Genomic DNA, 22,574 nt, shown 5'->3' with positions numbered 1-22,574 from the left:
ACATCAGCCGGGCAGCTTTTTTCTTTTTCGTTAAAAACCGAGCGGGTGCAAAGAGGTAATATCATCAATTGCCAGTTCGGTTGGGGCTCCGTTTCCGGTTGTTCGAAGCAGGACGGAATCATTTCTTCTTCCGACAATCACGCCCCTGTACGTTCTTCCATTGGCTTCAATCAAACAAAGCGCTCTCGGCATGTTATGAGGTAGCTTTGTTAAAAAATCAATTTTTTCGTGGATCGTCATCTTGCTCATCGGTTTTTTCACTTTTCGTGCCGGCGGTGCTTTTTCCTCCGCTTTATCAGCACTATGGACAGCTTCCGGTTCTTTCTCAGGCTTCCGGGCCTCAAGTGCAGGCTCTTCCTTTTTTTCTGCTTTCGGGGGCTCGTGTTCGACGGTTTCTTCTACGGCCTGCGGCTCTGCTTTCTGTTCCTCTTGGCTTTTTATGTTCTCTGGCTCTCTCACCTCTTGTATTTGCTGACTCACTGGTTCGGCTGCAGGCTTTTGGTCTTCTTGCAGGACATCCTGTGCCACAGCTTCCTCCTGCTGCTTCTCATGGTAAGCCGGCTTTTCCTCAGCTTTTGGCGGAGCGGGTTTGTCGGCCTTTCTTTTGATGACAATCTCCTGCATGGATGATCTTGTAGTTTCTGCATAATCCGGCTGAACAATATACATGAGCGGTTTTTTATCCGCGTTTCTTTTCTTATTAGACATCTTCATCCCTCCGATTGTGTCATATTCTATCTATATGACAGAAAGCTGAAAATCAGAAGAAATAAAAAAGCAATCCCTATTCGGGATTGCTTGAAATAGATCCTGCTTAGCGGGCAGTGATATGGAAACCTGAATCAACGTGAAGATTTTCACCTGTAATCCCGCGGGACATATCGCTGAACAAGAACGCAGCTGTATCGCCCACTTCTTCAGGTGTTGTCGTGCGGCGAAGCGGTGCACGCTCTTCGATGTCTTTTAAGATAGAGTTGAAATCGCTGATGCCTTTAGCAGATAATGTTCTGATCGGGCCGGCAGAAATGCTGTTAACGCGGATATTTTCTTTTCCTAAGTCAGCAGCTAAATATTTCACACTTGCATCAAGAGAAGCTTTTGCTACACCCATGACGTTGTAGTTTGGCATCACAAGCTCTCCGCCAAGGTACGTCAAAGTGACAATGCTTCCGCCTTCAGTCATCATCGGACGTGCCGCTTTGACAACAGCAGTCAGAGAATATGAGCTGATGTTATGAGCCAAAAGGAAGCCGTCACGATTTGTGTTTAAGTATTCGCCGACAAGCTCTTCCTTGTTGGCAAACGCGATACAATGCGCGATACCGTGGATTACACCGACCTGCTCCTTAATGCTTGCGAAGCAAGTTTCGATTTCTGCGTCGTTTGTAACATCGCAAGGGAGGATGATGGAATCGTTGCGGTCTAATGTTCCAGCAAGCTCGTGAACGGATTTCTCCAGGCGTTCACCAGCGTATGTGAAAATCAAACGTGCACCCGCTTCATGTAAAGAACGCGCAATGCCCCAGGCGATGCTGCGTTTGTTGGCTACCCCCATCACAACAATGTTGCGGCCTTCAAGTGAAAAATTCATATGTATAAAGCCTCCTATATTTAATAAAGACATAGTATTAGTACCTGATCTTAATTCCTATCATATCATAACCTTGTCCAGATGAAAAGCGCATACCGTAGCAAACGCAAAAGAGATCACCATCAGCTGGTGATCTCATCGGCTTGTATTTAAGCTGTTTCGTTTAAAAGCGAAATGGTTTGTCGGCCCGTGTCCCGATCCGATGCCGAGCGTATTTTCCACCGCTTCACGGACAAAGTTGGCCGCAACCTCAAATGCCTGATGGATGCTGTCTCCTTTAGCCGTTTGGGCCGTTAAAGCCGCAGCAAAGGTGCAGCCTGTGCCATGCGTATGCTTCGTATTGATATAAGGATGGGTGATTTGCATAAACATGCTGCCATCAAAAAGAAGGTCAGTAATGTGATTGTCCTCAGGCTGGTGCCCGCCTTTGATAATGACATGCTGCGCACCCATCTTGACAAGCTGCTCCGCTGCTTTTTTCCGGTCATCCAGCGAGCTGATTGTCATTCCTGTCAGCGTTTCTGCTTCCGGGACATTCGGCGTAATCGCGTAGCTTCTTGGAATGAGCAACTCCTTTAAGGTGGCAACTGACTCATCACGCAGCAAGGATGCCCCGCCCTTTGCGATCATAACCGGATCAACAATTACACGATTGAATCCGTACTCGTCAATTTTTCTTGCCACTTCTTCAATCATGTCGGCATTCCAGAGCATTCCCGTTTTGACTGCATCCGGTCTCAAATCCTCAGCAACAGCGTCAATTTGCTGTCTCAACGCCTCTACAGTCAGCGGATGCACCCCATGAACGCCAAGCGTATTTTGAGCGGTTACCGCTGTAATCGCAGACATTCCGAATACATCAAGCTCTTGAAAGGTTTTAATATCAGCCTGTATCCCTGCGCCGCCGCCTGAATCTGATCCGGCGATTGTCAATGCTTTATATATACTCATTACACTACACTCCTTTTATTACCCGATCCATTTATGATAAATGGATTTTGCCCGGGCAATATCATTTGTTCCATGGATCAAAGCTCTGCCGTCCCGGAACAGCACCATTTTCATATCATCCGAGCGGCAGGAAATTAAATACGGGTTCGCAGCTACTTCAAGCCCGGCCTGCCTCAGCTGACCGGCAAGCGCTTCAAGATCCGCTTCTTTCGTAATAGATGATCTGATCTGCACCGTGTTCCTGCCGCACAATACAGCCGCTTTTGTTTGATTTTCATATGACAAAAACGGAAAATCCTTTGTGCCGCAGCTTGGGCATGCGTCATGTTTGAGACTGGCCGCTCTCACTTCTGACCGCTCGTTTTTCCACAAATCAAAGGAGCGCAGCACAGGCTCGCACTCCTCTCCCGTCAGCAGCTTCAGTGCATCTGTTACCTGAAAGACTGCTACCTGCAAAACAGCCGGACTGATGATGCCGGCTGTGTCACATGTTGCTCCGCCAACCGGAAGTGTATCGAGCAAGCAATGCAGGCAAGGAGTAGAACCCGGCACCACGGTAAAGGTGAGGCCGTAGCTCCCTACACAGGCACCGTAAAGAAAAGGAATCCCTTCCTTTACCGCAGCATCATTTACGATCAGGCGGGTTTCAAAATTATCAGCCGCATCCACAATAATCGATGCATCCCTAATCAGCTCGAAGATATTTTCTGCTGTCACATCCATGACAAGGCCGGTCACATCAACATCGCTGTTAATCGAACGGAGACGGCGCTCCGCAGCGGCTGCTTTCGGCATTTCTTTTTTGACATCATCTTCTGTATAAAGTTGCTGGCGCTGGAGGTTGCTCCATTCAACATAATCTCTGTCGGCAATTTTCACAGAGCCGACTCCCGCTCTCACCAGCATTTCTGCACTGGCTGTTCCGAGCGCGCCGGCGCCGATAATCACGGCGCGCGCTTCTTTCAATTTTTTCTGGCCAAATGGGCCGATCGGAGCAAACAGCTCCTGCCTTGAATACCTGCCCGTCATACAGGAAGACCTTCTCCCGGACTGCTTGCCGTTCCGTATTGCTTAAGCGGGATGCGGCCCGCCTCATAAGAAAGGCGTCCTGCTTCCACTGCGAGCTTCATAGCACGAGCCATTTTCACAGGATCGTCAGCGCCAGATACAGCCGTATTGAGCAGTACGCCATCCGCTCCAAGCTCCATTGCGTATGCCGCATCTTTAGGCGAGCCGATTCCCGCATCCACGATGACCGGCACTTTCGCCTGTTCAATAATAAACGACAGATTCAAAGGATTTAAGATTCCTTGTCCTGATCCAATCGGAGATGCACCCGGCATGATGGCATGAACGCCGAGCTCTTCCAGCTTTCTCGCCAGCACAACGTCATCCGACGTGTACGGGAGCACAATAAAGCCTTCTTCAAGAAGCTGTTCAGACGCTTTTAATGTCTCAACAGGGTCAGGCAGCAAGGAACGGCTGCATCCGATGACTTCAACTTTAATCATGTCACAAAGGCCTGACGCTTTCGCCAGCCTTGCAATCCGAACCGCTTCTTCAGCAGTACTGGCGCCCGCTGTATTCGGCAAAAGCGTATATTTGGATAAATCAAGCTGTTCCAAAAAATTCGGCTGAGATGCTTCAAAGATGTTCATTCTCCTTACAGCAAATGTTAAAATATCAGACTCAGAAACAGCTACTGCTTCCTTTTGAATGTCAAACGATGGGTATTTCCCCGTGCCCAGCAGCAATCTTGATTGAAATGATTTTCCGCCAATTGTTAACATGCTCATCCGCCTCCTACAAAATGGACAATTTCAATGACATCACGATCACAAAGCTCAACCTCGTGATAGCGTTCTTTCCCGATTATTTCTTTATTTCTTTCCACGATAACGATTTTATTTTCAAGCTGATACGACGCCAGCAGGTCTTGAATTGTACCTGTGTCTTTTTCCCACTTCACGTCTTTACCGTTCAGCTGTAGCATCATATCTGAACCGCCTCCTTGCGATCAATTCGGAATGCGTGCAGCCAGTCTTGGTTGATCTCTTTATTCATGATGAGATCACTGATCAAAGCGCCCGTTGCGGGAGCAAGCAGGATCCCGTTTCTGAAATGGCCTGCCGCAAATAAAATACGGCTGTCCTCAGGATGTCTGCCGATGTACGGTTTTCCATCCTTTGTTCCCGGACGGAGTCCCGCCCAAAAACGATCCACCTTCATATTCTGTATAGCCGGCAGCATCGTTTTTGCTTTTTTCATAACCGATTCCAATCCGCCAAGATCCGGTGTTTCACTCCAGTCCCCCGGCTTCATTGTCGCGCCGACAACCAGTCTTCCGCTTTTTCTCGGTACGATATAGCAGTGATCATGGTAAAGCGTTTTTGTCAGCGGGATATCATCATTCCAAACGGACAGGCACTCCCCTTTTACAGGGAGAAAAGCATTGTTCAGTCCAAGCTGTTTAAAAAACATTCCGCTCCACACCCCGCTGGCAACGACAACATGATTAGCCCATACGTCTCCGCTAGGGGTCTTGATGGACAGGGCTTCACCGTCACGTTCGACATGCAGGACGGGCGTATGCTCAAAAATCTCCGCTCCAAGCATTTTTGCTGCTTTCACATATGCCTTGCAAACAAAATAAGGCTCCACATGCACATCATCCTGAATAAAAGATGCACCAAAGATGTCACCAGACGCATACGGCTCTTTTTCTAACACCTCTTCTTTTGAATACCAGCTGACAGAGTCCAAATCGTCCATCTGTCTCAGCTGCAGCACATCTTCTTCAGAAAATGCAAGCTTAAACATACCGCCGTTATGCTGCATGATATCCACACCGGATAATGCATAGAGCTCTTCTCCAAGACCTTTGTACAGACGCTGGCTGTGCATAGCGAAATCAAAAAACGCGTCACGTTCCTCGCATTCGGCATGGGCGCCCAGCATTCCAGCAGCGGCACTTGTCGTTCTGCCGCCCATTGTTCCGCTTTCAAACAATGCGGTGTTTTTGTTTTCCTTTGCCAAATAATAAGCAATTGCGGAACCGATAATTCCGCCTCCAATCACCACTGCTTCATAATGCCTTTTCATAGCGCATCTCCTTTAGCTTGCGGGAATATCGTCTGGCTGCTTCCAAAGGTTCAGCGGAAGAGAAAATTCCTGACATAACAGCAATGCCGTCTGCCCCTGCTTGTTTTACGTCTCTTAACCTGTCCGGCGTCATCCCCCCGATGGCTATAACCGGGATGGAAATCCGCTGTTTGATATCTGACAGCAAAGATACTCCTCTGCCTTCAAGACCCTTTTTGCAATCCGTTTCAAACACATGGCCGAACAGCACGTAGTCCGCGTCTTCCTTTTCTGCTTGAACCGCTTCCTCCAGTGAATGCACCGATCTCCCGATATGAAGGTGTGGAAATCTGGCTCTGACCTGCTTCGGTGAAAAGCTGCCGCTTGGCAGCTGCACGCGGTGAATAGTAGAGAAAAGCGCAATATCCACGCGCCCGTTCATCATCAGTTTTCGTTTATCTATACCGCCTTCAAAAATAAGCTCGAGCAGTTTCAAAATATCCGCCGCCGATTTTGAACGTTCCCGAATATGAATAAAATCAACTTCATTCTGAATCGTAATGATGATTCTCGCTAGCTCTTCTACCGGCTTGCTGTCATCCGTTATGGCGTGAAGCTCCACATTCCTCCACCTCTTTTATGGCGCTGTCAGACCAGCCTTCTTTTCGATAGGCCATTCCCCAAAATTGATATTCATAGTAGCTGGAGATGACAAAATTCTCTTTCATCTTGGCACGTACTTCCTCCGTGCTGTTTTCCGCCAGCTCATCAAAGCGGTTGATTTGCTCCTCGACCTGTTGTCTAAACCAATCACCGCCATATGTGCCAATCCACTTCTGATAAATTGGATGCCCCGGATCACAATGCAGCAATTTCTCACCAACCTCGTAATAGAGCCAATAGCATGGCAGCAGGGCCGCTAAGATTTCAGCGAAATTCCCGCTCAAAACCGAACGGTACATATGGGATGTATAAGAGTACGCAGTAGGAGACGGCTTAAACGCCTTACGCTCTTCCTCGCTGATTTCTAACAGCTCGGCAAACTCCCGATGAAGCGCCATTTCCGCCTCATATGTACCTTGGGCATGGCTTGCCATCCGCCCCGTTGTATAAAGATCCTTCGCATAAGCGGCGCCAAATGACTGCACCTTTGCAAAATGCGTTAAATAATAGGAATCCTGAAGTACGTAGTATTTAAAACGGTCAATCGGAAGCGTTCCGTCACCGATTCCTTGAACGAACGGATGGACAAAGCTCCCCTCCCACCATTCTGCGGCTGCACTGCGGCATTCTTCTGAAAACTTCACAAATCATTCCCCCTCTGAAAATAAAAAAACCACTTTCCCGCAAGGAAAAGTGGTTTGGAATTGGCATAGTAAAATAACACAAATACCGCTCCACTTCCCTACGCAGGTCTGAACCTGTTCAAGTTATGAGGGTCTAAAAGTCACACTTTTATCTCAGCCCTTATGAAGGACACCCCTAGTGGTTAAACGAATACATATTGAATTGTTCTGCACCTCTATATTAACACGAATCCTTATTTGGTCAAGATTTATCCTTCCAATGTTTTCTTAAGATCCGTTACGTACCCCCGAGATCCGGTGACAATTAAACGGTCTCCAAGTTTCAGCCTCGTATCCCCATGAGGAACGATGCTGTCCACACCTCTGAAGATCCTGACAAAGATGACGTCACCTGTTAAAGGGAATTCCCGTAAAATGACACCATCATATTTACTGTTCTCCATATTAATTTGATACAGCGAAGACTCTTGGTTCGTGAGCAGCTTCATGACGCCAGGCGCTTCAATCAGTGCGCGAAGCAGCGTTTTTGTCGACAGCAGAATAGAAAAGATGCTGATTCCCTGCTCCTTCAGAGCTGCTTCATGCTCCGGTGATCCTACGCTTGCAATGACTCTTTCTGTACCTTTTTCTTTTGCAAGTAATGCAATGTCTGCATTCATATCTTCATTTCCTGTCGCCACAACGAGGATATCCGTTTCAAAAATGCCGAGTGATTCAAGCGTCTCGTGTTCATAGTCAGAAATTGTTTCAACAGCAAACACTGATTCTGACAGCTTTTCCTCCGCATTCTCTTGGTAGACGTGTACAACACGCACGTCATACTCTTCCGCTGGCAATTCGAGTGTGACAGGCAAAGTCATTTGATTGGCGCCAATGAACGTAATCGTCTTTTTCTCCTCCGGCTGCTCTTCCCGTTTGTATAATTTTTTAAAACAGATCGGCGTAAAAATACTTGCAATGACGGCTACTAAAATTAGCGCTCCTGACATATTTGCACTGATCACGTGAAGCTGCTGCCCGATTGTTGCAGCGGCAATCACGAGCGAAAGCGTTGATGTCAGCAGGAAACCAGACGCGAAAATGGTTCGGTTATCATACCACTTCTTTAAGTACATGACAGGAATGATTTTGCTGACTAACAGCGCCAGCAGCAGGAGCGGAATCATGATTAAAATTGTTTTATCCTGGAAAAGAGTCCAAATATCAAGCTTCACACCGACCATCACGAAGAAAATCGGTATTAAGAACCCATAACCGAATGAGTCCAGCTGCTGAACAAGTTCTTTGTTTGGCGAAAGCAGGGAAACAAGAACCCCCGCTAAGAAAGCGCCGAGAATATTTTCCGCCCCAAGTGATTCAGACAGGGCAACGAGTACGATGATTAACGTAAAAATGGCACGCGTCCCGATCTGGATCGTCCCTTTTGACATGGATTGAACAAAAGAGCGATGTTTGAAGACCCGGCCGAAAAAGTAAAGCACCACTCCGGCCGCAAACAGAATCATCAGGAGCCACATGTTTCCGCTGTCCTCTCCGTATAAAGAAGAAAAAACAGCAAGAAGAATCATCGTGGCCAAATCAGCAATAACAGCAACAAGCAAAATAATCTGCCCGATATTCGAATTCATGATCCGTTCTTCTTTTAATGTTGGAACGACAACGCCTAATGAAATCGTTGAAATAATCAGGGTCATCAAAAATGCATTTTGGATAAATCCGGCCAAGACGAACCCATAGGACAAGAGCAATGATAAAATAAAAATACCGACAAAAATAACAGATGCCGCAGCAAACGTATTCGGCGCTTCCTTGCCATTCGGCAGGAACTGCTTTTTCTTTCCTTTCTCAAACGACGAAAAATCAATTTCAAGCCCGCTTAAAAACATTAAAAAGATAAATCCGAGCATAGAGAGTGTCTGGAGCCAGGTGTCACCCTCCACAACTAAATTAAGGCCGCTTTTCCCAATTATCAGCCCCATAATGATTTCAGCAACAACAACCGGGATGCTGAGTTTAAACCGATGCAAAAGGATGGGTGTCAAAAATGCAACGATAAGTACAACAACTAAAGATGCGACAGATGTATGCGCCATAATCAGAACCTCCTTTTTAAGTCAGGGTTATGCCAGTTCTCACTCAGAGAACAAAACCTCATTTTTAAAAAACATAACGCGATTTTAACAAGGGTGATGATGAAAAATAAAGTGATAAGGTCTTAATCCTGTTTAGAAAATGATTCTTCTATAATTTGCACATAAAAGCTTGTGATGACTCGCAACACTTTGCTTCATAATAAATAAAACAATCGGTAAGGAGGATGCTGCATGGCTTACGATATCATCAGCGATATTCATGGCTGCTATGACGAAATGACTGCATTAATCCAAAAGCTTGGCTATACAATCAAAAATGGAGTACCTGTCCATGAAGAAGGCAGGGTGCTTGTTTTTGCCGGAGATTTAACTGACAGAGGGCCCAAATCGATAGAGGTCATCCGATTTGTAGCCGGCGCTTACGAAAAAGGCGCTGTGCGTTATGTCCCGGGAAACCATTGCAATAAATTATATCGTTACTTAAAAGGAAATCCGGTAAAAGTGATGCATGGTCTCGAAACAACAGCGGCAGAGCTTGAGGAACTTTCCAAAGATGAGAAAAAATCAGTCAGCGAACAGTTTATGAAGCTGTACGAAACAGCGCCGCTTTACGACATCTTACATAATGGAGAATTAGTTGTCGCCCATGCTGGCATAAGAGCTGACGATATCGGCAAATATACCCGCAGAGTGAAGGACTTTGTGCTTTACGGTGACGTGACGGGTGAAACATATCCGGACGGCAGACCCATCAGGCGTGATTGGGCGGCAGCCTATAACGGAAAGGCTTGGGTGGTATACGGTCATACACCTGTGAAAGAGCCTCGGAAGGTCAATCGCACCATCAACATTGATACAGGCTGCGTGTTCGGAAATCAACTGACAGGCTTTCGCTTTCCAGAAATAGAAACCGTCTCTGTTCCAAGCTCCCTGCCTTACGACGAATCAAGATTTCGCCCCATATAAAAAAGGAGAGAATCAATGATTCTCTCCTTTTATCAGTTTTCTCATGTCCTGAGGCAGTGGAGCATGAAACGTCATGTTCTCCTGTGTCAGCGGATGGATAAACGAAAGATGCTCGCTGTGCAGAGCCTGCCGGCCAATTTCCTGTCTCGTTCCGCCGTACAGTGTATCGCCGCACAACGGGTGCCCGAGATAACTCATATGAACACGAATTTGATGGGTTCGTCCAGTCTCAAGCTGCAACGTCACCGAGGTCATATCGTCATTTGCACATGTGACGTAAAAATGCGTAACAGCCTTCTGGCCGTCTGGCGTTACCGTCCGTTCAATAATACTGTCAGGATGTCTGCCAATCGGAGCATCGACTGTTCCCTCCATCTGTGCCATCCGCCCGTGAACCACTGCCGCATACCGGCGTTTCACAAGGCCGTTTTTTTGCGCAGACGATAAAATGGAGTGGGCAAATCGATGCTTGGCAACAAGCATGACACCTGATGTATCCCGGTCTAGCCGGGTGACAAGATGTACTGTCGCCCTCACTCCGGTTGTTTGATAATGATCAATAATTCCATTGGCAATGCTGCCGGAGGGGTGCTCTCTCGAAGGGATTGATGACACATACGGCTGCTTGTTTATCACAAGCACATGTTCATCCTCATAAAGGATATCGAGCGGAACAGGCTCTGCCAGCAGCGTCTCGCTCACCTGTTCCTCAGGAAACTTCACGATAAGAAGATCTCCCTCTTTCAAAACGTATTTGACCGTCACATGCTCACCGTTAATCTGCAGGTCTCCCCCGCCAAACTTAATATCGGTCAGCAGACGTTTCGAAATTCCCAGTTCACCGGCATATTCTTTTACAGTCATCCCGTCCTCAGCGGAAGTAATGTTCTTTCTGATAAAAAAATGCTCCACGATATGTCCTCTTTCTATTCACCTTTTCCAATAAACGAATCCTGGACTCTTTTCCAAAATGGAAACGGACGGAATCTCGCAAACCGCACTTTTTCGGATGCAACTTGGCAGCGGATCGACTTTACATCCTTATGGAGAAGGGTTAAATGGTCAATCGTCACTTGAAAGTCAACTTCGTTTCTCGGCTTAATCATGCAATCATGATGGGATGGGAGAAGCAGAGGTGACCCGACCGTACGGAACACGCGGTTATTAATTGAAGCCATTTCCGCAAGCTGGATCGCCCTGATAGACGGATGGATAATCGCTCCGCCCAGCGCCTTATTGTAGGCTGTGCTGCCTGATGGAGTTGACAGGCAGAGGCCATCGCCCCGGAAGGTTTCAAAGAGCTGCCCTTTGATTTCCACATCAGCAACAAGGCTTCCTTCGATGCTTTTAATCGTACATTCATTCAAAGCTAAGTATCTTTCTTCCCGCTCGTTTTCGTGATAGGTCACAATGACTTCGAGAAGCGGATATTCGACTGTATGATACGGCGTTTTCGCGATGGCAAGAACAAGTTTTTCAATTTCATGAGGAACCCAGTCGGCATAAAAACCCAGATGACCTGTGTGAACGCCGACAAATGCTGTTTTGTCCAAGCGGTCGCTGTATCTGTGAAAAGCATACAAAAGCGTTCCGTCGCCTCCGACTGAAATAACGATTTCCGGTTCATTTTCATCCAGTTCCATATCAAAATCCAATAAATACGCCTGTATTTTGCTTTTCAGCGTATCAGAAACTTGATCTCCTTTTGATGATACGGCAAATTTCATGCTCTTCTTCCCCTTTACCTATTGTTGCTCGCTTCCTTTTTTCTTTCTTGAAAAGGCAGCTTGAGCTTCCTGTACTTCACCCCTGATCTCCGACATCTCTTCATCAAGCCGGGAAGCCGCTTCAGAAGCGCGCTGAAGCCTTAGTTTTACTTTTTCAGGAATGTTTCCGCTGTATTTATAATTCAATGAATGTTCAATGGTCGCCCAAAAATTCATCGCCAGTGTACGGATCTGTATTTCTACGAGAACATGCTTTTCTCCGGATACCGTCTGCAAAGGGTACAGCACAACAAGATGGTATGATCGGTATCCGCTCTCTTTATGTTCCGCAATATAATCCCTCTGATCCACAACGGTGAAATCTTTTCTGGCAAAAAGCATCTCTTTTACGATTTGGATGTCATCGACAAATTGGCACATGATTCTAAGGCCAGCAATGTCCTGCATGGTTTCAATTTCATGCAGCGGTATGCTTTTCCGTCTCGCTTTTTCAAGTATGCTCGCCACAGGCTTGACGCGTCCGGTCACAAATTCGATCGGTGAATGGTCGTCCTCGTATTCATATAGTGTGCGGATCCCCTTGAGCTTCACTTTCAACTCTTCGACAGCCTGGCGGTACGGCACTAAAAAACGCTCCCATTGTTTGTCATCCATCATACATCCCCCAATTCCGAACCAGTTTCTATAAAAACACGCGTTTCACTTTTTCTTCCATTTCTTCTCCATAGTTTGCATTATCTTTTATATTTTCTAAAAGATATTCCAGCTCCTCATGCAGGCCTGCCAGTTCAATTGTTTGGTCTCCTGCCTCTAAAACAACCGGTATTTTTTGTGCATGGGCCTGCTTCAGTTCCGGCCATACATGTTCCTTTATAATGACATATTCAAAAGAATCAGCTAATTCAAGTATGTATACAAAAGCAAAGTGGTCAGAATCAACAAGCATTTGACCTGACGGCTTGCGTTCCGCTTCGTTTCCTTCTGTCTGACAGGCAAGGCGAAGCTGATCATCCGATAATGTTGCATTCAAAATTTCGATTCTGTTTTGCATAATGCTCTCCTTTTTTAAACAAAGTACAGATTCATTTTATCATATCGAGCTCGATATTGATAAACCTAACATCTAAAGAGATAATAGTAAAAATAAGATTTACAGGGCGGAAAGGAAGAGCATCATGAGCCAAGAGATTGAAATCGAATTTAAAAACATGCTGACCAAACAAGAATTCAAAAACATAGCATCGGCACTCCAGCTGACAGAAAAAGATTTTACAGATCAAAAGAATCATTATTTTGATACAGACAGCTTCGCGCTGAAACAAAAACATGCTGCGCTTCGTATCCGCAGAAAAAACGGAAAGTATGTCCTTACATTAAAGGAGCCGGCTGATGTGGGGCTTCTGGAAACGCACCAGCAGCTTTCAGAGGTATCAGATCTCGCTGGATTTTCAGTTCCCGAGGGCCCTGTGAAGGACCAGCTGCACAAGCTTCAGATCGATACGGATGCCATTCAATACTTTGGATCTTTAGCAACAAACCGTGCGGAAAAAGAAACAGAAAAAGGCTTAATAGTTTTAGACCACAGCCGATATTTAAATAAAGAGGACTATGAAATTGAATTTGAGGCGGCGGATTGGCATGAGGGCAGACAAGCCTTCGAAAAGCTGCTTCAGCAATTCAGCATTCCTCAGCGCGAAACCAAAAATAAAATTCTGCGTTTTTATGAAGAAAAACGAAAGTCTATATAAGGTGGAATGACATCGTGAATGTAACGAATTGGGCAGCATTACTTCAGCTTCAGGCATTACAGTCCATATCTAATGCACGCAGCAGCACGGACACTCAGAATACGGAAAGCCCGCTTTCAAGTTTCAGTTCTTTGCTCAGCCAATATACAAACGGTCTGACATCTCAGCAATCAGCACCTTCTTCATCGCCAAGCCCGCTCAGCATGCTGAACAGCGCGAATACAACAGCGCCGTCACTGCTTTCAGCGTATGGGCTTAACTCATATACGAGCAGCAATTCAGGTTCAATCACAAAAGCGGCAGAAAGCACTAAAACAGCTGCTGCAGATTCAGCTTCAAACAAACATGAAGCAAATCAGATCAGTTCGGGAGACTTTTCTATTGACAGTGCGATTAAAAAAGCCGCTGATAAATATGGCGTTGATGAAAAACTGATCCGCGCCGTCATCAAACAGGAATCAGGCTTTAATGCAAAAGCGGTCAGCGGAGCAGGTGCGATGGGCCTCATGCAGCTGATGCCGTCAACAGCAAGCTCACTTGGCGTTTCCAATCCGCTTGATCCGCAGCAAAATGTGGAGGGCGGAACGAGATATTTAAAACAAATGCTGGATAAATACGACGGCAATGTGTCTATGGCATTAGCGGCTTACAACGCCGGACCGGGGAATGTTGACCGATACGGAGGCATTCCTCCTTTCCAAGAAACGCAAAACTATGTAAAAAAAATAACTTCAGCTTATTACGCGTAACCAGAGGTGCTCTTTCCCTCTGGTTTTTTTGCGAAGTGAAATCTTACGCATTCCTGATTTTTATGTGATATGATATGAAATACAAACCCCGGCTGTCAGCCGAAATGAGTCATCAAACGCATAAAAGGCAGTTTGTTTGTAGAAATGATGCCTTGTTGCTAAAATAAATCTAGATGAAACAATGAAATACAGAAAATTACTTTTTGCAATAGGATTTATGATTCCTATTAGCCATATTTAAAGGAGTAGTCAACATGGGACAATCGTTTAACGCACCTTATGAAGCGATTGGAGAGGAACTTCTATCGCAACTTGTTGATACTTTTTATGAGCGTGTCGCGTCTCATCCTTTGCTGAAGCCGATTTTTCCAAGCGATTTGACAGAAACCGCCAGGAAACAGAAGCAATTCTTAACTCAGTATTTAGGCGGGCCTCCTCTTTATACTGAGGAACACGGCCATCCTATGCTCAGAGCAAGGCATCTTCCCTTTCCAATTACAAACGAGAGAGCTGATGCGTGGCTCAGCTGTATGAAGGACGCAATGGACCATGTAGGGCTGGAGGGCGAAATTCGTGAGTTTTTGTTTGGCCGGCTGGAGTTGACAGCAAGGCATATGGTGAATCAAACGGAAGCGGAGGATCGATCATCTTGACAAACTATCAGCATGAGCTATACTTCGCCCATTGCCACGGTCATCCAAAAAAACCGCTTGAAATTTATATGTTTGTAGACCCTTTATGTCCTGAATGCTGGTCCTTAGAGCCCGTCATCAAAAAGCTGAAAATCAGATACGGACGTTTTTTCACCTTACGCATTATCGCTTCCGCAAGCCTTACCGCTTTAAATAAAAAGCGAAAAAAGCATCTTCTCGCAGAAGCATGGGAAAAGATCGCGAGCCGCTCTGGCATGTCATGTGACGGCAATGTCTGGTTCGAACAGGAACAGCCGCTTTCATCGCCTTATATGGCTGCTCTCGCTTTTAAAGCAGCCGAATTGCAAGGACGAAAAGCCGGCATGCAATTTCTCAGAAATATGCAGGAGAGCCTATTTGTTTCAAAGAAAAATATTACGGATGAAAACGTGCTTTTGGAGATTGCTGAAAATACCAGTCTCGATCTTGAAGAATTCAAAAAAGATCTGCATTCTCAAAGCGCGGTCAAGGCGCTTCAATGTGACATGAAAATTGCTGCTGAGATGGATGTTTCTGTTAATCCGACACTGACGTTTTTTAATACGCAGCATGAGGATGAAGGGCTTAAAGTTCCTGGCAGCTACTCATATGATGTATATGAAGAAATTTTATTTGAGATGCTTGGCGACGAGCCGAAGCCGTCGGAAACACCGCCTTTAGAATGTTTTATTGAATATTTCCGCTTCGTTGCTTCGAAGGAAATTGCTCTTGTATATGACCTGAGCCTTGAAGAGGTAGAAAAAGAAATGAAAAAACTGGCGTTTGCTAAAAAGGTTGCCAAAGTAGAAGCCAAACACGGAATGTTTTGGAAGTCTCTCAGCACTTATTCTGATGAATATCAATCATGTGAAAAATAGCCGCAGGCGTGCATATGCTTGAGGCTGTTTTTTTATGCCATAACCAAACGTACGTTCCATTTTTAGCACTAAAGAAACCGCGCCGGGATAAGCGCGGTTTCATATGTCTTAACGACAACAAAGGGGATGGGAGAAATTTTTCACGGTCAAACAAAGGGGTAATGTTTGTTTGTGATCAATTTCACATCCTTATGATAACAAAAGATGTCGACTTTTGACAACCTCTATGCTTAATGTTCATATTTTTGTCACAAAACATAACGAAGTGCATTCACTCATATCCTTATAAGGAAAAAGGACGAGGAGGACCGCCATGATGTCTACTTTGATCTCAATTGTGTGCATTGCCGTTTTTTTCTGCTTGAATATCTTAGGCATGATGCATATGCTGCCGCTTTATATTACCTCTCCTCTGCTGTTTCTGTCTATTTTGTTTACCCTCTACCGCTTGAATCACCGGAAAACCTTTAAAGGGTTTTAAAAAAGCCTGTGCGTCATTTCCGCACAGGCTTACTTTTTTAAGACTGCTTGACTTTCATCAGCAGCTCTTCCATTTCATCAAGTTTTTCTTCAAACATTTTGCACGCGGCTTCGATTGGCTCTGGGGACGTCATATCAACACCCGCTTTTTTCAAGACATCAATCGGGTATTGTGAGCTTCCTGCTTTCAGGAATTCAATATAACGGTCAACCGCCGGCTTTCCTTCCTTCAAAATCTGGCTGCTTAATGCTTGGGCAGCGCTGTACCCTGTCGCATACTGATACACATAGTAATTGTAATAGAAGTGCGGAATACGCGACCATTCAAGGCCGATTTCCTTATCAATCACCATGCCGTCTCCAAAATACTTTTTATTCAGGTCGTAATAGACATTTGTCAGAAGCTCAGGTGTAAGCGGCTCGCCTTCTTGAGCCTTTGTATGGATCAGATGTTCAAATTCAGCGAACATCGTTTGTCTGAAGACCGTTCCCCTGAAGCCCTCAAGCATATGGTTGAGAATATATAAGCGCTGTTTTTCATCCTCTAAATTGTTCAGCAAATATTCGCCAAGGAGCGCTTCATTTGTCGTAGAGGCAACTTCCGCGACAAAGATACTGTAATTGCCGTATGGATAAGGCTGGTGCTTTCTCGTATAGTAGCTGTGTACGGAATGTCCAAACTCGTGCACGAGCGTAAAGAGATTATTGACGTTATTATGCCAGTTCATCAAAATATACGGATTCGTGCCGTAAGCTCCTGATGAATAAGCCCCATTGCGTTTGCCTTTATTTTCGTAAACGTCCACCCAGCGGTTTTCCAGTCCTTCTTTTAGGATAGAGGCATATTCTTCCCCTAAAGGTGCAAGGCCTTTCAGCATGTAATCTTTGGCTTCCTCGTATGTCACCTTCATCCCAGCATCTTTCACAAGCGGTGTATACAGGTCATAGATATGCACTTCATCAAGCTCAAGCACTTTCTTTCTTAGCGCAATATAGCGGTGCAGGAGCGGCAAATGCTTATTAATCGTCTTAACAAGGTTATCGTATACTTCCTCAGGAATACTGTTGTTAGAAAGCGCAGCCTCACGCGCGGACTTGTACTTTTTCACTCTCGCGTAGAAGTTGTCCTTTTTCACAGTGCCGCTTAGCGTCGTGGCCATTGTGTTTTTATATTGTCCGTACGTTTTATACACTGCGTCAAACGCATTTTTGCGGACTTCACGGTTTTCACTTTCCAAGAAATTAATAAAGTTGCCGTGAGTGATCTGTTTCTCATTCCCATCTTCGTCTTTAATGGACGGAAACGTTATATCTGCGTTATTTAACACGCTGAATGTATTTGAAGATGACCCCAGTACCTCGGAGGCTTCAGCAAGCAGTGCCTCTTCCTTCTCGCTCAGCACATGCGGACGTTCCTTTGTAATCTCCTCAATCGCATGAGAGTACAGCTTTAATTCTTCTTTTTCAAGAATGAACTGCTGCAGTTTGTCTTCTTCTATGGATAAAATCTCCGGAACCAAATAAGCTGTCGCGCTTGCGGCCTGTGTATACAGGTTTCCCGCCTTGTCATTCAGCCCCTGGTAAAAGGAGTTCCCAGTATCCTGGTCAGAGCGCATATGCGCATATGTGTACAGCCTACCCAGCCGCTCCATCACTTTATCTTGATACGTAAGAGCCTCGTATAAATGATCAGCTGAATCTGCCAGCTTTCCTTTATACTTAGATAAATTCGGAATTAATTCTTTTACAGCTTGAAATTCTTTATTCCAGGCCTCATCACTAGGAAAAATATCCTCAAGTCTCCATGTGTCTTCTGCCTTTACCTCACTTCTGTCAGGCAGTTGGTTTGCTTTTTTTTCCTCAGCCATGGTGATCCCCCTCGTCTTCTTTGATTCAAGCCAATTGAAAAAACAGCTGTTTCTCAATAAACTTGTGTTGTGAATATCTTCCGGTTTTTCACTGCCTTTTGTCAAATCATATGCAGTAATGAAGAGAACGAATGCCAAAAAAGCAGTAAAAACACGAAAAACCTTTCCTTTTGTGCCTTTCACAGCCTGCCCACCACCTTTGTCTTAGGGTGAGCCAAATAAGACAAACTCATTCTATAAAACAGCTGCGGTCTCTTTCTATGAGATCCTGCATGGAGTGTATGCCACCTGCAGGCTGATTCAGCACATATACTTCTTTCTGAGTCTCCCTTAAAAATCCCTTCTTGCACAAAAAATCAATATACTGTTTAACCGCTTCTGAAAGACACTCTTCGCTGCATTCGAACCTGAGTGCAATGTTCTTATTATGAATGTGCAGTTTGCACTGCTGCAAAACGGCTGAAAAACGAATTGGCGCACGTTTACCTCCAAGATCCGTCATAAACAAATAAAGAAACCCCTGCCACACAAAAACCGGACTCTTAAAAACTGCCCCTTTTCTAACAGGAACAAACACTTCAGTCGGCAGAAAAGAAAAAGGCGTCTGCCGCTTCTCATAAAACAGCAGCCTAAGGCGATTTGTTTCCTTTGAATTAAACCGATGGGGTTTATGGCGAAAACGGTGAATCGCTTTCGTCCAGCCTGAATATTGAATTGAGGGTTTCGGTTCAGTGAAAAAAAGATCGCCTGCACCTGCCCGATGGATAGGGATCGTTTGGACTGAGGAATAAGAATGGTTTGTGTAGAATGGAATGATGTGGCTGAGCCGGAGAAAAGAACGCCTTTCAGGACAATAACATATCAGCTCTCTGTATGGACTTGCATTGATAAAATGCCAATGAAAAGCTGAAAGCTGATAAAAGGACGAAGCAGTCCGTTTTAAGCGGCTGTATCCCATAATCCACTGCGGGATGATTCCTTCTTGTTTGAAGCCCTCTGTCCGCTTTTGAAAGACATCTGGAGCGATAGTGGCGCATTGATATTCAACAGCAAGCATATGCTCCTTGATTCTTGCCATGACGTCCGGTCTTTGGTTGATTGTCCTTATATACGGCTCCAATATTGGTGAAGCCCGTTGTGTTTTCAGCCATACATACAGCTGTCTTTTTCCTTCTAAGTGGTAGGCGCTTTCCGGTTCGATGTCTATGGAGCAGGATTTGTTCTGTTTATGGGCAAAATGCGGCGCTTTTTGAAGTCCGAGCTTCACAGCTAGCTCTCCCCCGCATACCGGACAGAAGAACCGTCTCTGCTTTAATTTCTGGTTTTGCTGAGCGCCTAGAAGGTGAAACATTTGGCCGTCTTCAGTCACAGCACTAAACAATTGTCATCTCTCCTTTCCAGATGAAGTATACTTTCTGGAAAAGATGATCAACTCCTGTTCGCTGTATTTTCCGCTTGTCTATATGTTTTTGATTTTTCACATCTCTAAAATGGCATTTTCGTGCATAAAAAAAACCGATTTCCGGAAGGAAATCGGTTTGCTATGATGCAAAGTGTTTTTTTATCGTTTCTAGAGCATGCTCTGAAATAATCAGCTTGCCGTACTCTTCAAGACGGTGTATGCTGATTGAGGATTCATTTGCGTACTCCAGCAGGATGCTTAGCTGATTTTCAACCTCTTCATCAGTCATATTGCAAAAATCTACATATAAATAATATCGGTTCTCAAACGAATATAAAGTCGTTTTGCTTCCGTTAACGTTCAAATTAGATAGAGAAATAACATCCTCAAAATCGCCAAATCGCAAGACAAATTGAAGCTTTTGCTCCTTCTCTTCCTGATTGACGGCTTGCTCTTCTTTCTGGAAATCATCCAGCAAGGCGTCAAGATCCTCAGATGCTGGTTCTTGCTTTTTATCCTCAGGAATCGGCAGTTCGAGCTTTTGTCCGTCTTTGGAAAGCTGGGCTTTTGTGACGATGATTTCTAATCCTTTGTCCAGTGCCTGAACTTGAATCCAAAGTGGGCCTTCAACAGCGAATTCCTCTTCTTCATGAACTTCATCCATGACTTCCCAGAAAAGTTCTTCACTGCGCTCACGGTTATACCAAATTTCTTCTCTGTCAAAACCGCGATCTTCAATATCTCCGTAAGACATATAAAATTTTACTGTATGCTCGTTAATTCTTTCAATTTCCATTTGCCAACCTTCCCTTCTATATAAGATGTTGAAGGGACATCTAAGCTCCCGATTAATTGTACTTTACTACACTTTACCCATTCCGTCCACATCTTAACCTTAACCAAGGCCAGTGTGAATTCCTTTGTATTTCTATTTTATGATAAAACAGTCACAAAAGAAATAAAAATGCACCTTTGCCTAAAAAACGGCAGTTCAGGCGGCTGATATCATAAAATACAACCTGTCTCATATAGTAGTAGTACAAGCGAAGGACTGAAAGCGAGGTGCCGCTTCATGGAGCATGACTATCTGATTTCTCTGCTTGTCATTGTTGGGATTGACCTGATCCTCGGCGGAGATAACGCGGTTGTTATTGCCATGGCCAGCAGACATTTGCCGGACAAGCAAAGACAGCAAGCCATTATTCTCGGAACATTTATTGCCGTTGCCATGAGAATCGGATTAACAAGTGCAGCTGTATATCTTTTGAACATTCCGTTCTTGCAGTGCGCCGGCGGAATTTTCCTGCTGTATTTAGGATATCAGCTGCTGATTGAAAAAAAAGACACGAAGCACATTAAAAGCAGCACCTCCCTGTGGAGAGCGATACGAACGATTGTGCTTGCAGATCTCTTTATGTCGCTGGACAACGTCATCGCAGTTGCGGGAGCATCACATGGTGAGTTTTCTCTCGTTGTTATAGGTTTGTGTGTATCGGTTCCGGTTATTATTTGGGGCAGCAAACTCATCCATATTGCACTAGAGAAAATACCGCTTCTGATTTACGCGGGAAGCGGGCTGCTTGCTTATACTGGCGGAGAAATGATTGTCAGAGACAAAAAGCTGTCGCTTTTTATGGCGCAGCACGGCACAGTCGAAACGCTCCTCCCCATTTTGACGGTTGCGTTTGTCATCCTTGCGAGCATTTATTACCAGCAGGTTGAAAAATAAAAGAAGGCTGATCACTCAGCCTTCTTTTGATGATACGATCTATTAGTTTGCCAAACGCTGTGCTTCTCTTAATTGGAAAGAGCGAACTTTTCTTGGCAGGAAACGTCTGATTTCGTCTTCGTTATATCCGACCTGCAAACGTTTTTCGTCAATGATGATCGGACGGCGAAGCAAACCTGGATGCTCGTTGATCAAGCGGTACAAATCTTGCAGCGGCATAGATTCAACGTTCACATTCAGTTTTTGGAATACTTTTGAACGGGTTGAGATGATTTCATCTGTTCCATCCTCAGTCATTCGAAGAATTTGTTTTATTTCATCAATTGATAAAGGTTCAGAGAAAATGTTTCTTTCTACAAATGGAATATCGTGCTCCTCGAGCCACGCTCTCGCCTTTCTGCATGAAGTACAGCTTGGTGATGTGTATAGTGTAACCATTCATCTTCACTCCTCTAATTAGTAGGATGAACATCTATTTTATTCTTAAATTGAAATTACTCTAAAAAAGGAATCTTTACAGGTATTATACTATAAAAAAGTAAGTGTGAACAGTATCCTAAGAAAAAAATGTGTCAATCCAGCAAATTTTTAATGTTCATGATATGTTCTAATTCTCAATTAGCTTAACTGATCGAAAATATTTTTTTGTTTTTCTTCATCAATGAGTTTCAGGACTTCATCCGTTTTTTCGTACGATTCTCCGTACCATTTCTCGTCTTTATAAGTATGAATGTTTTCATATGTCTGTTTCATGGCTTCAAGAATTTCTTCTTCTGATTCTGTTTTTGGTGACCAGTACAGAATCTCCATCTTGTTTACTTCATTCGTAGCCAATGACCGGCGCCGGTACCCAATTGACTGAGCATGCTTGAAATGCTCTCTTTGATAAAACCTCAGGCGTTTTTCTGTATCAGTATCATCTTCATCCACAGGTTCCACCTCGAGCAATATGGGCTTATTTTTCTTTTTCAGCTTCGCGATCAATTTGCCGCCAAGCCCCTGCCCTCTTGCATCCTTAGACACATACAGATAATCAACGAAGATAAAAGAATCGAACTCCGCAAACATTAAAATATGATGTTTGCCTTCATCTTTATGATAAATATCGCTTCGCTCTTTCAGAAGAGCTTCCATATGCGCTTTTGATTTCATTTCTTCAATTGGAAAGTACTCGCTAAGCTTTTCATACCAGTTCATTGATTTGCTCCTTATGAGTTCGTTGTCTTCATACTTTTAGATATACCCCATTTCTTCTTGTTTAAACAGCCTTACATCTATAAAGACGTGCGAACTTCCGCCATGGTTTCATTTTTTTTCAGCAAAAACGGAGCCA

28 protein-coding genes and 1 riboswitch are annotated in these 22,574 nt (G+C 44.7%); of the genes, 8 read left to right on the top strand and 20 right to left on the bottom strand.

Features of this window, described 5'->3' with window-relative positions:
• Nucleotides 1-30 precede the first annotated feature (30 nt).
• The 10 genes from cotO to MKX38_RS06220 form a co-directional block, all read right to left on the bottom strand.
• On the bottom strand, nucleotides 31-714 hold the full coding sequence (gene cotO, locus MKX38_RS06265) for a spore coat protein CotO (RefSeq protein ID WP_080265338.1): 684 nt from the start codon (nucleotides 712-714) through the stop codon (nucleotides 31-33).
• Between the two features lie 100 nt (nucleotides 715-814).
• Nucleotides 815-1,591: an enoyl-ACP reductase FabI gene (fabI, locus tag MKX38_RS06260; protein ID WP_003232896.1), complete on the bottom strand. Its 777-nt coding sequence runs from the start codon at nucleotides 1,589-1,591 to the stop codon at nucleotides 815-817.
• 135 nt (nucleotides 1,592-1,726) lie between these two features.
• Nucleotides 1,727-2,542, bottom strand: a complete 816-nt coding sequence (gene thiD, locus MKX38_RS06255) for a bifunctional hydroxymethylpyrimidine kinase/phosphomethylpyrimidine kinase (protein WP_014479462.1) — start codon at nucleotides 2,540-2,542, stop codon at nucleotides 1,727-1,729.
• An 18-nt stretch (nucleotides 2,543-2,560) separates the two neighbouring features.
• Entirely contained in the window at nucleotides 2,561-3,571 is a 1,011-nt protein-coding gene (gene thiF, locus MKX38_RS06250; protein WP_339188974.1) for a thiazole biosynthesis adenylyltransferase ThiF, read from the bottom strand.
• Nucleotides 3,568-4,338, bottom strand: coding sequence for a thiazole synthase (gene thiG / locus MKX38_RS06245; protein WP_010886483.1), 771 nt, complete (start codon nucleotides 4,336-4,338; stop codon nucleotides 3,568-3,570). The genes thiF and thiG overlap by 4 nt, the downstream gene beginning before the upstream one ends.
• On the bottom strand, nucleotides 4,335-4,535 hold the full coding sequence (thiS, locus tag MKX38_RS06240; protein ID WP_072173897.1) for a sulfur carrier protein ThiS: 201 nt from the start codon (nucleotides 4,533-4,535) through the stop codon (nucleotides 4,335-4,337). Before thiS ends, thiG begins: the two co-directional genes overlap by 4 nt.
• On the bottom strand, nucleotides 4,535-5,644 hold the full coding sequence (gene thiO, locus MKX38_RS06235; protein ID WP_339188972.1) for a glycine oxidase ThiO: 1,110 nt from the start codon (nucleotides 5,642-5,644) through the stop codon (nucleotides 4,535-4,537). Before thiO ends, thiS begins: the two co-directional genes overlap by 1 nt.
• Entirely contained in the window at nucleotides 5,628-6,245 is a 618-nt protein-coding gene (gene tenI, locus MKX38_RS06230; protein ID WP_339188970.1) for a thiazole tautomerase TenI, read from the bottom strand. Before tenI ends, thiO begins: the two co-directional genes overlap by 17 nt.
• Entirely contained in the window at nucleotides 6,220-6,930 is a 711-nt protein-coding gene (tenA, locus tag MKX38_RS06225; RefSeq protein ID WP_003232909.1) for a thiaminase II, read from the bottom strand. The genes tenI and tenA overlap by 26 nt, the downstream gene beginning before the upstream one ends.
• Before the next feature lie 78 nt (nucleotides 6,931-7,008).
• A riboswitch (TPP riboswitch) is annotated at nucleotides 7,009-7,117 on the bottom strand.
• Between the two features lie 61 nt (nucleotides 7,118-7,178).
• A complete protein-coding gene (locus tag MKX38_RS06220; RefSeq protein ID WP_015252348.1) occupies nucleotides 7,179-9,023 on the bottom strand; it encodes a monovalent cation:proton antiporter family protein in 1,845 nt (614 codons plus the stop codon).
• Nucleotides 9,024-9,254: 231 nt separating this feature from the next.
• Here MKX38_RS06220 and prpE point away from each other — a divergent pair, with 231 nt between their 5' ends.
• Complete coding sequence (gene prpE / locus MKX38_RS06215; RefSeq protein WP_003244765.1) at nucleotides 9,255-9,989, top strand: bis(5'-nucleosyl)-tetraphosphatase PrpE; 735 nt, start codon at nucleotides 9,255-9,257, stop codon at nucleotides 9,987-9,989.
• 12 nt (nucleotides 9,990-10,001) lie between these two features.
• Here prpE and MKX38_RS06210 read toward each other — a convergent pair whose 3' ends face one another.
• From MKX38_RS06210 to MKX38_RS06195, 4 genes are read right to left on the bottom strand one after another with little or no spacing between them, the layout of a single operon-like run.
• Nucleotides 10,002-10,901 carry an RluA family pseudouridine synthase gene (locus MKX38_RS06210; RefSeq protein ID WP_014476443.1) on the bottom strand — a complete coding sequence of 300 codons (900 nt, stop codon included), beginning with the start codon at nucleotides 10,899-10,901 and terminating at the stop codon, nucleotides 10,002-10,004.
• A 14-nt stretch (nucleotides 10,902-10,915) separates the two neighbouring features.
• On the bottom strand, nucleotides 10,916-11,716 hold the full coding sequence (locus tag MKX38_RS06205) for an NAD kinase (protein WP_003232918.1): 801 nt from the start codon (nucleotides 11,714-11,716) through the stop codon (nucleotides 10,916-10,918).
• Between the two features lie 18 nt (nucleotides 11,717-11,734).
• A complete protein-coding gene (gene yjbM / locus MKX38_RS06200; RefSeq protein WP_003245294.1) occupies nucleotides 11,735-12,370 on the bottom strand; it encodes a GTP diphosphokinase in 636 nt (211 codons plus the stop codon).
• A gap of 28 nt (nucleotides 12,371-12,398) precedes the next feature.
• Complete coding sequence (locus tag MKX38_RS06195) at nucleotides 12,399-12,767, bottom strand: hypothetical protein (protein ID WP_003232922.1); 369 nt, start codon at nucleotides 12,765-12,767, stop codon at nucleotides 12,399-12,401.
• 124 nt (nucleotides 12,768-12,891) lie between these two features.
• Here MKX38_RS06195 and MKX38_RS06190 point away from each other — a divergent pair, with 124 nt between their 5' ends.
• The 5 genes from MKX38_RS06190 (at nucleotide 12,892) to MKX38_RS06170 (ending at nucleotide 16,243) form a co-directional block, all read left to right on the top strand.
• A complete protein-coding gene (locus MKX38_RS06190; RefSeq protein ID WP_003232924.1) occupies nucleotides 12,892-13,464 on the top strand; it encodes a CYTH domain-containing protein in 573 nt (190 codons plus the stop codon).
• A 14-nt stretch (nucleotides 13,465-13,478) separates the two neighbouring features.
• Nucleotides 13,479-14,213, top strand: coding sequence for a bifunctional muramidase/murein lytic transglycosylase (gene cwlQ / locus MKX38_RS06185; protein WP_250620407.1), 735 nt, complete (start codon nucleotides 13,479-13,481; stop codon nucleotides 14,211-14,213).
• 254 nt (nucleotides 14,214-14,467) lie between these two features.
• Complete coding sequence (locus MKX38_RS06180) at nucleotides 14,468-14,866, top strand: group 2 truncated hemoglobin YjbI (protein WP_003232928.1); 399 nt, start codon at nucleotides 14,468-14,470, stop codon at nucleotides 14,864-14,866.
• Nucleotides 14,863-15,762, top strand: coding sequence for a protease adaptor protein SpxH (spxH, locus tag MKX38_RS06175; protein ID WP_024573348.1), 900 nt, complete (start codon nucleotides 14,863-14,865; stop codon nucleotides 15,760-15,762). The genes MKX38_RS06180 and spxH overlap by 4 nt, the downstream gene beginning before the upstream one ends.
• A 313-nt stretch (nucleotides 15,763-16,075) precedes the next feature.
• Complete coding sequence (locus tag MKX38_RS06170) at nucleotides 16,076-16,243, top strand: hypothetical protein (protein WP_003244944.1); 168 nt, start codon at nucleotides 16,076-16,078, stop codon at nucleotides 16,241-16,243.
• 37 nt (nucleotides 16,244-16,280) lie between these two features.
• Here MKX38_RS06170 and pepF read toward each other — a convergent pair whose 3' ends face one another.
• Entirely contained in the window at nucleotides 16,281-18,110 is a 1,830-nt protein-coding gene (gene pepF / locus MKX38_RS06165; protein ID WP_167408054.1) for an oligoendopeptidase F, read from the bottom strand.
• Between the two features lie 229 nt (nucleotides 18,111-18,339).
• Nucleotides 18,340-19,491 (bottom strand): competence protein CoiA, encoded by a 1,152-nt coding sequence (gene coiA / locus MKX38_RS06160; protein ID WP_339188965.1) that lies wholly within the window; start codon nucleotides 19,489-19,491, stop codon nucleotides 18,340-18,342.
• A gap of 43 nt (nucleotides 19,492-19,534) precedes the next feature.
• Here coiA and MKX38_RS06155 point away from each other — a divergent pair, with 43 nt between their 5' ends.
• Nucleotides 19,535-19,657: a hypothetical protein gene (locus MKX38_RS06155; RefSeq protein ID WP_021479547.1), complete on the top strand. Its 123-nt coding sequence runs from the start codon at nucleotides 19,535-19,537 to the stop codon at nucleotides 19,655-19,657.
• On the opposite strand, the gene mecA is transcribed toward MKX38_RS06155, so the two are convergent.
• Together mecA and MKX38_RS06145 are read right to left on the bottom strand one after the other, a co-directional pair.
• Nucleotides 19,652-20,308 (bottom strand): adaptor protein MecA, encoded by a 657-nt coding sequence (mecA, locus tag MKX38_RS06150; protein ID WP_003232942.1) that lies wholly within the window; start codon nucleotides 20,306-20,308, stop codon nucleotides 19,652-19,654. The genes MKX38_RS06155 and mecA overlap by 6 nt on opposite strands.
• Nucleotides 20,275-20,415, bottom strand: coding sequence for a hypothetical protein (locus tag MKX38_RS06145; RefSeq protein ID WP_119122854.1), 141 nt, complete (start codon nucleotides 20,413-20,415; stop codon nucleotides 20,275-20,277). The genes mecA and MKX38_RS06145 overlap by 34 nt, the downstream gene beginning before the upstream one ends.
• A 169-nt stretch (nucleotides 20,416-20,584) precedes the next feature.
• Between MKX38_RS06145 and MKX38_RS06140 the strand changes: the two genes are divergently transcribed.
• Nucleotides 20,585-21,241, top strand: a complete 657-nt coding sequence (locus MKX38_RS06140; protein WP_003232944.1) for a TerC family protein — start codon at nucleotides 20,585-20,587, stop codon at nucleotides 21,239-21,241.
• A gap of 42 nt (nucleotides 21,242-21,283) precedes the next feature.
• Here the strand turns inward: MKX38_RS06140 and spx are convergent, their stop codons facing one another.
• Together spx and MKX38_RS06130 are read right to left on the bottom strand one after the other, a co-directional pair.
• Nucleotides 21,284-21,679: a transcriptional regulator Spx gene (gene spx, locus MKX38_RS06135; protein WP_014476435.1), complete on the bottom strand. Its 396-nt coding sequence runs from the start codon at nucleotides 21,677-21,679 to the stop codon at nucleotides 21,284-21,286.
• A 180-nt stretch (nucleotides 21,680-21,859) separates the two neighbouring features.
• Nucleotides 21,860-22,438, bottom strand: coding sequence for a GNAT family N-acetyltransferase (locus MKX38_RS06130; protein ID WP_003224597.1), 579 nt, complete (start codon nucleotides 22,436-22,438; stop codon nucleotides 21,860-21,862).
• Nucleotides 22,439-22,574: the final 136 nt, after the last annotated feature.

Source organism: Bacillus sp. FSL M8-0025, from assembly GCF_037975475.1.
GTDB classification, from domain to species: Bacteria; Bacillota; Bacilli; order Bacillales; family Bacillaceae; genus Bacillus; species Bacillus subtilis.
The sequence above is the reverse complement of the archived record's forward strand: the minus strand, read 5'-3'. Positions and strand labels throughout refer to the sequence as shown.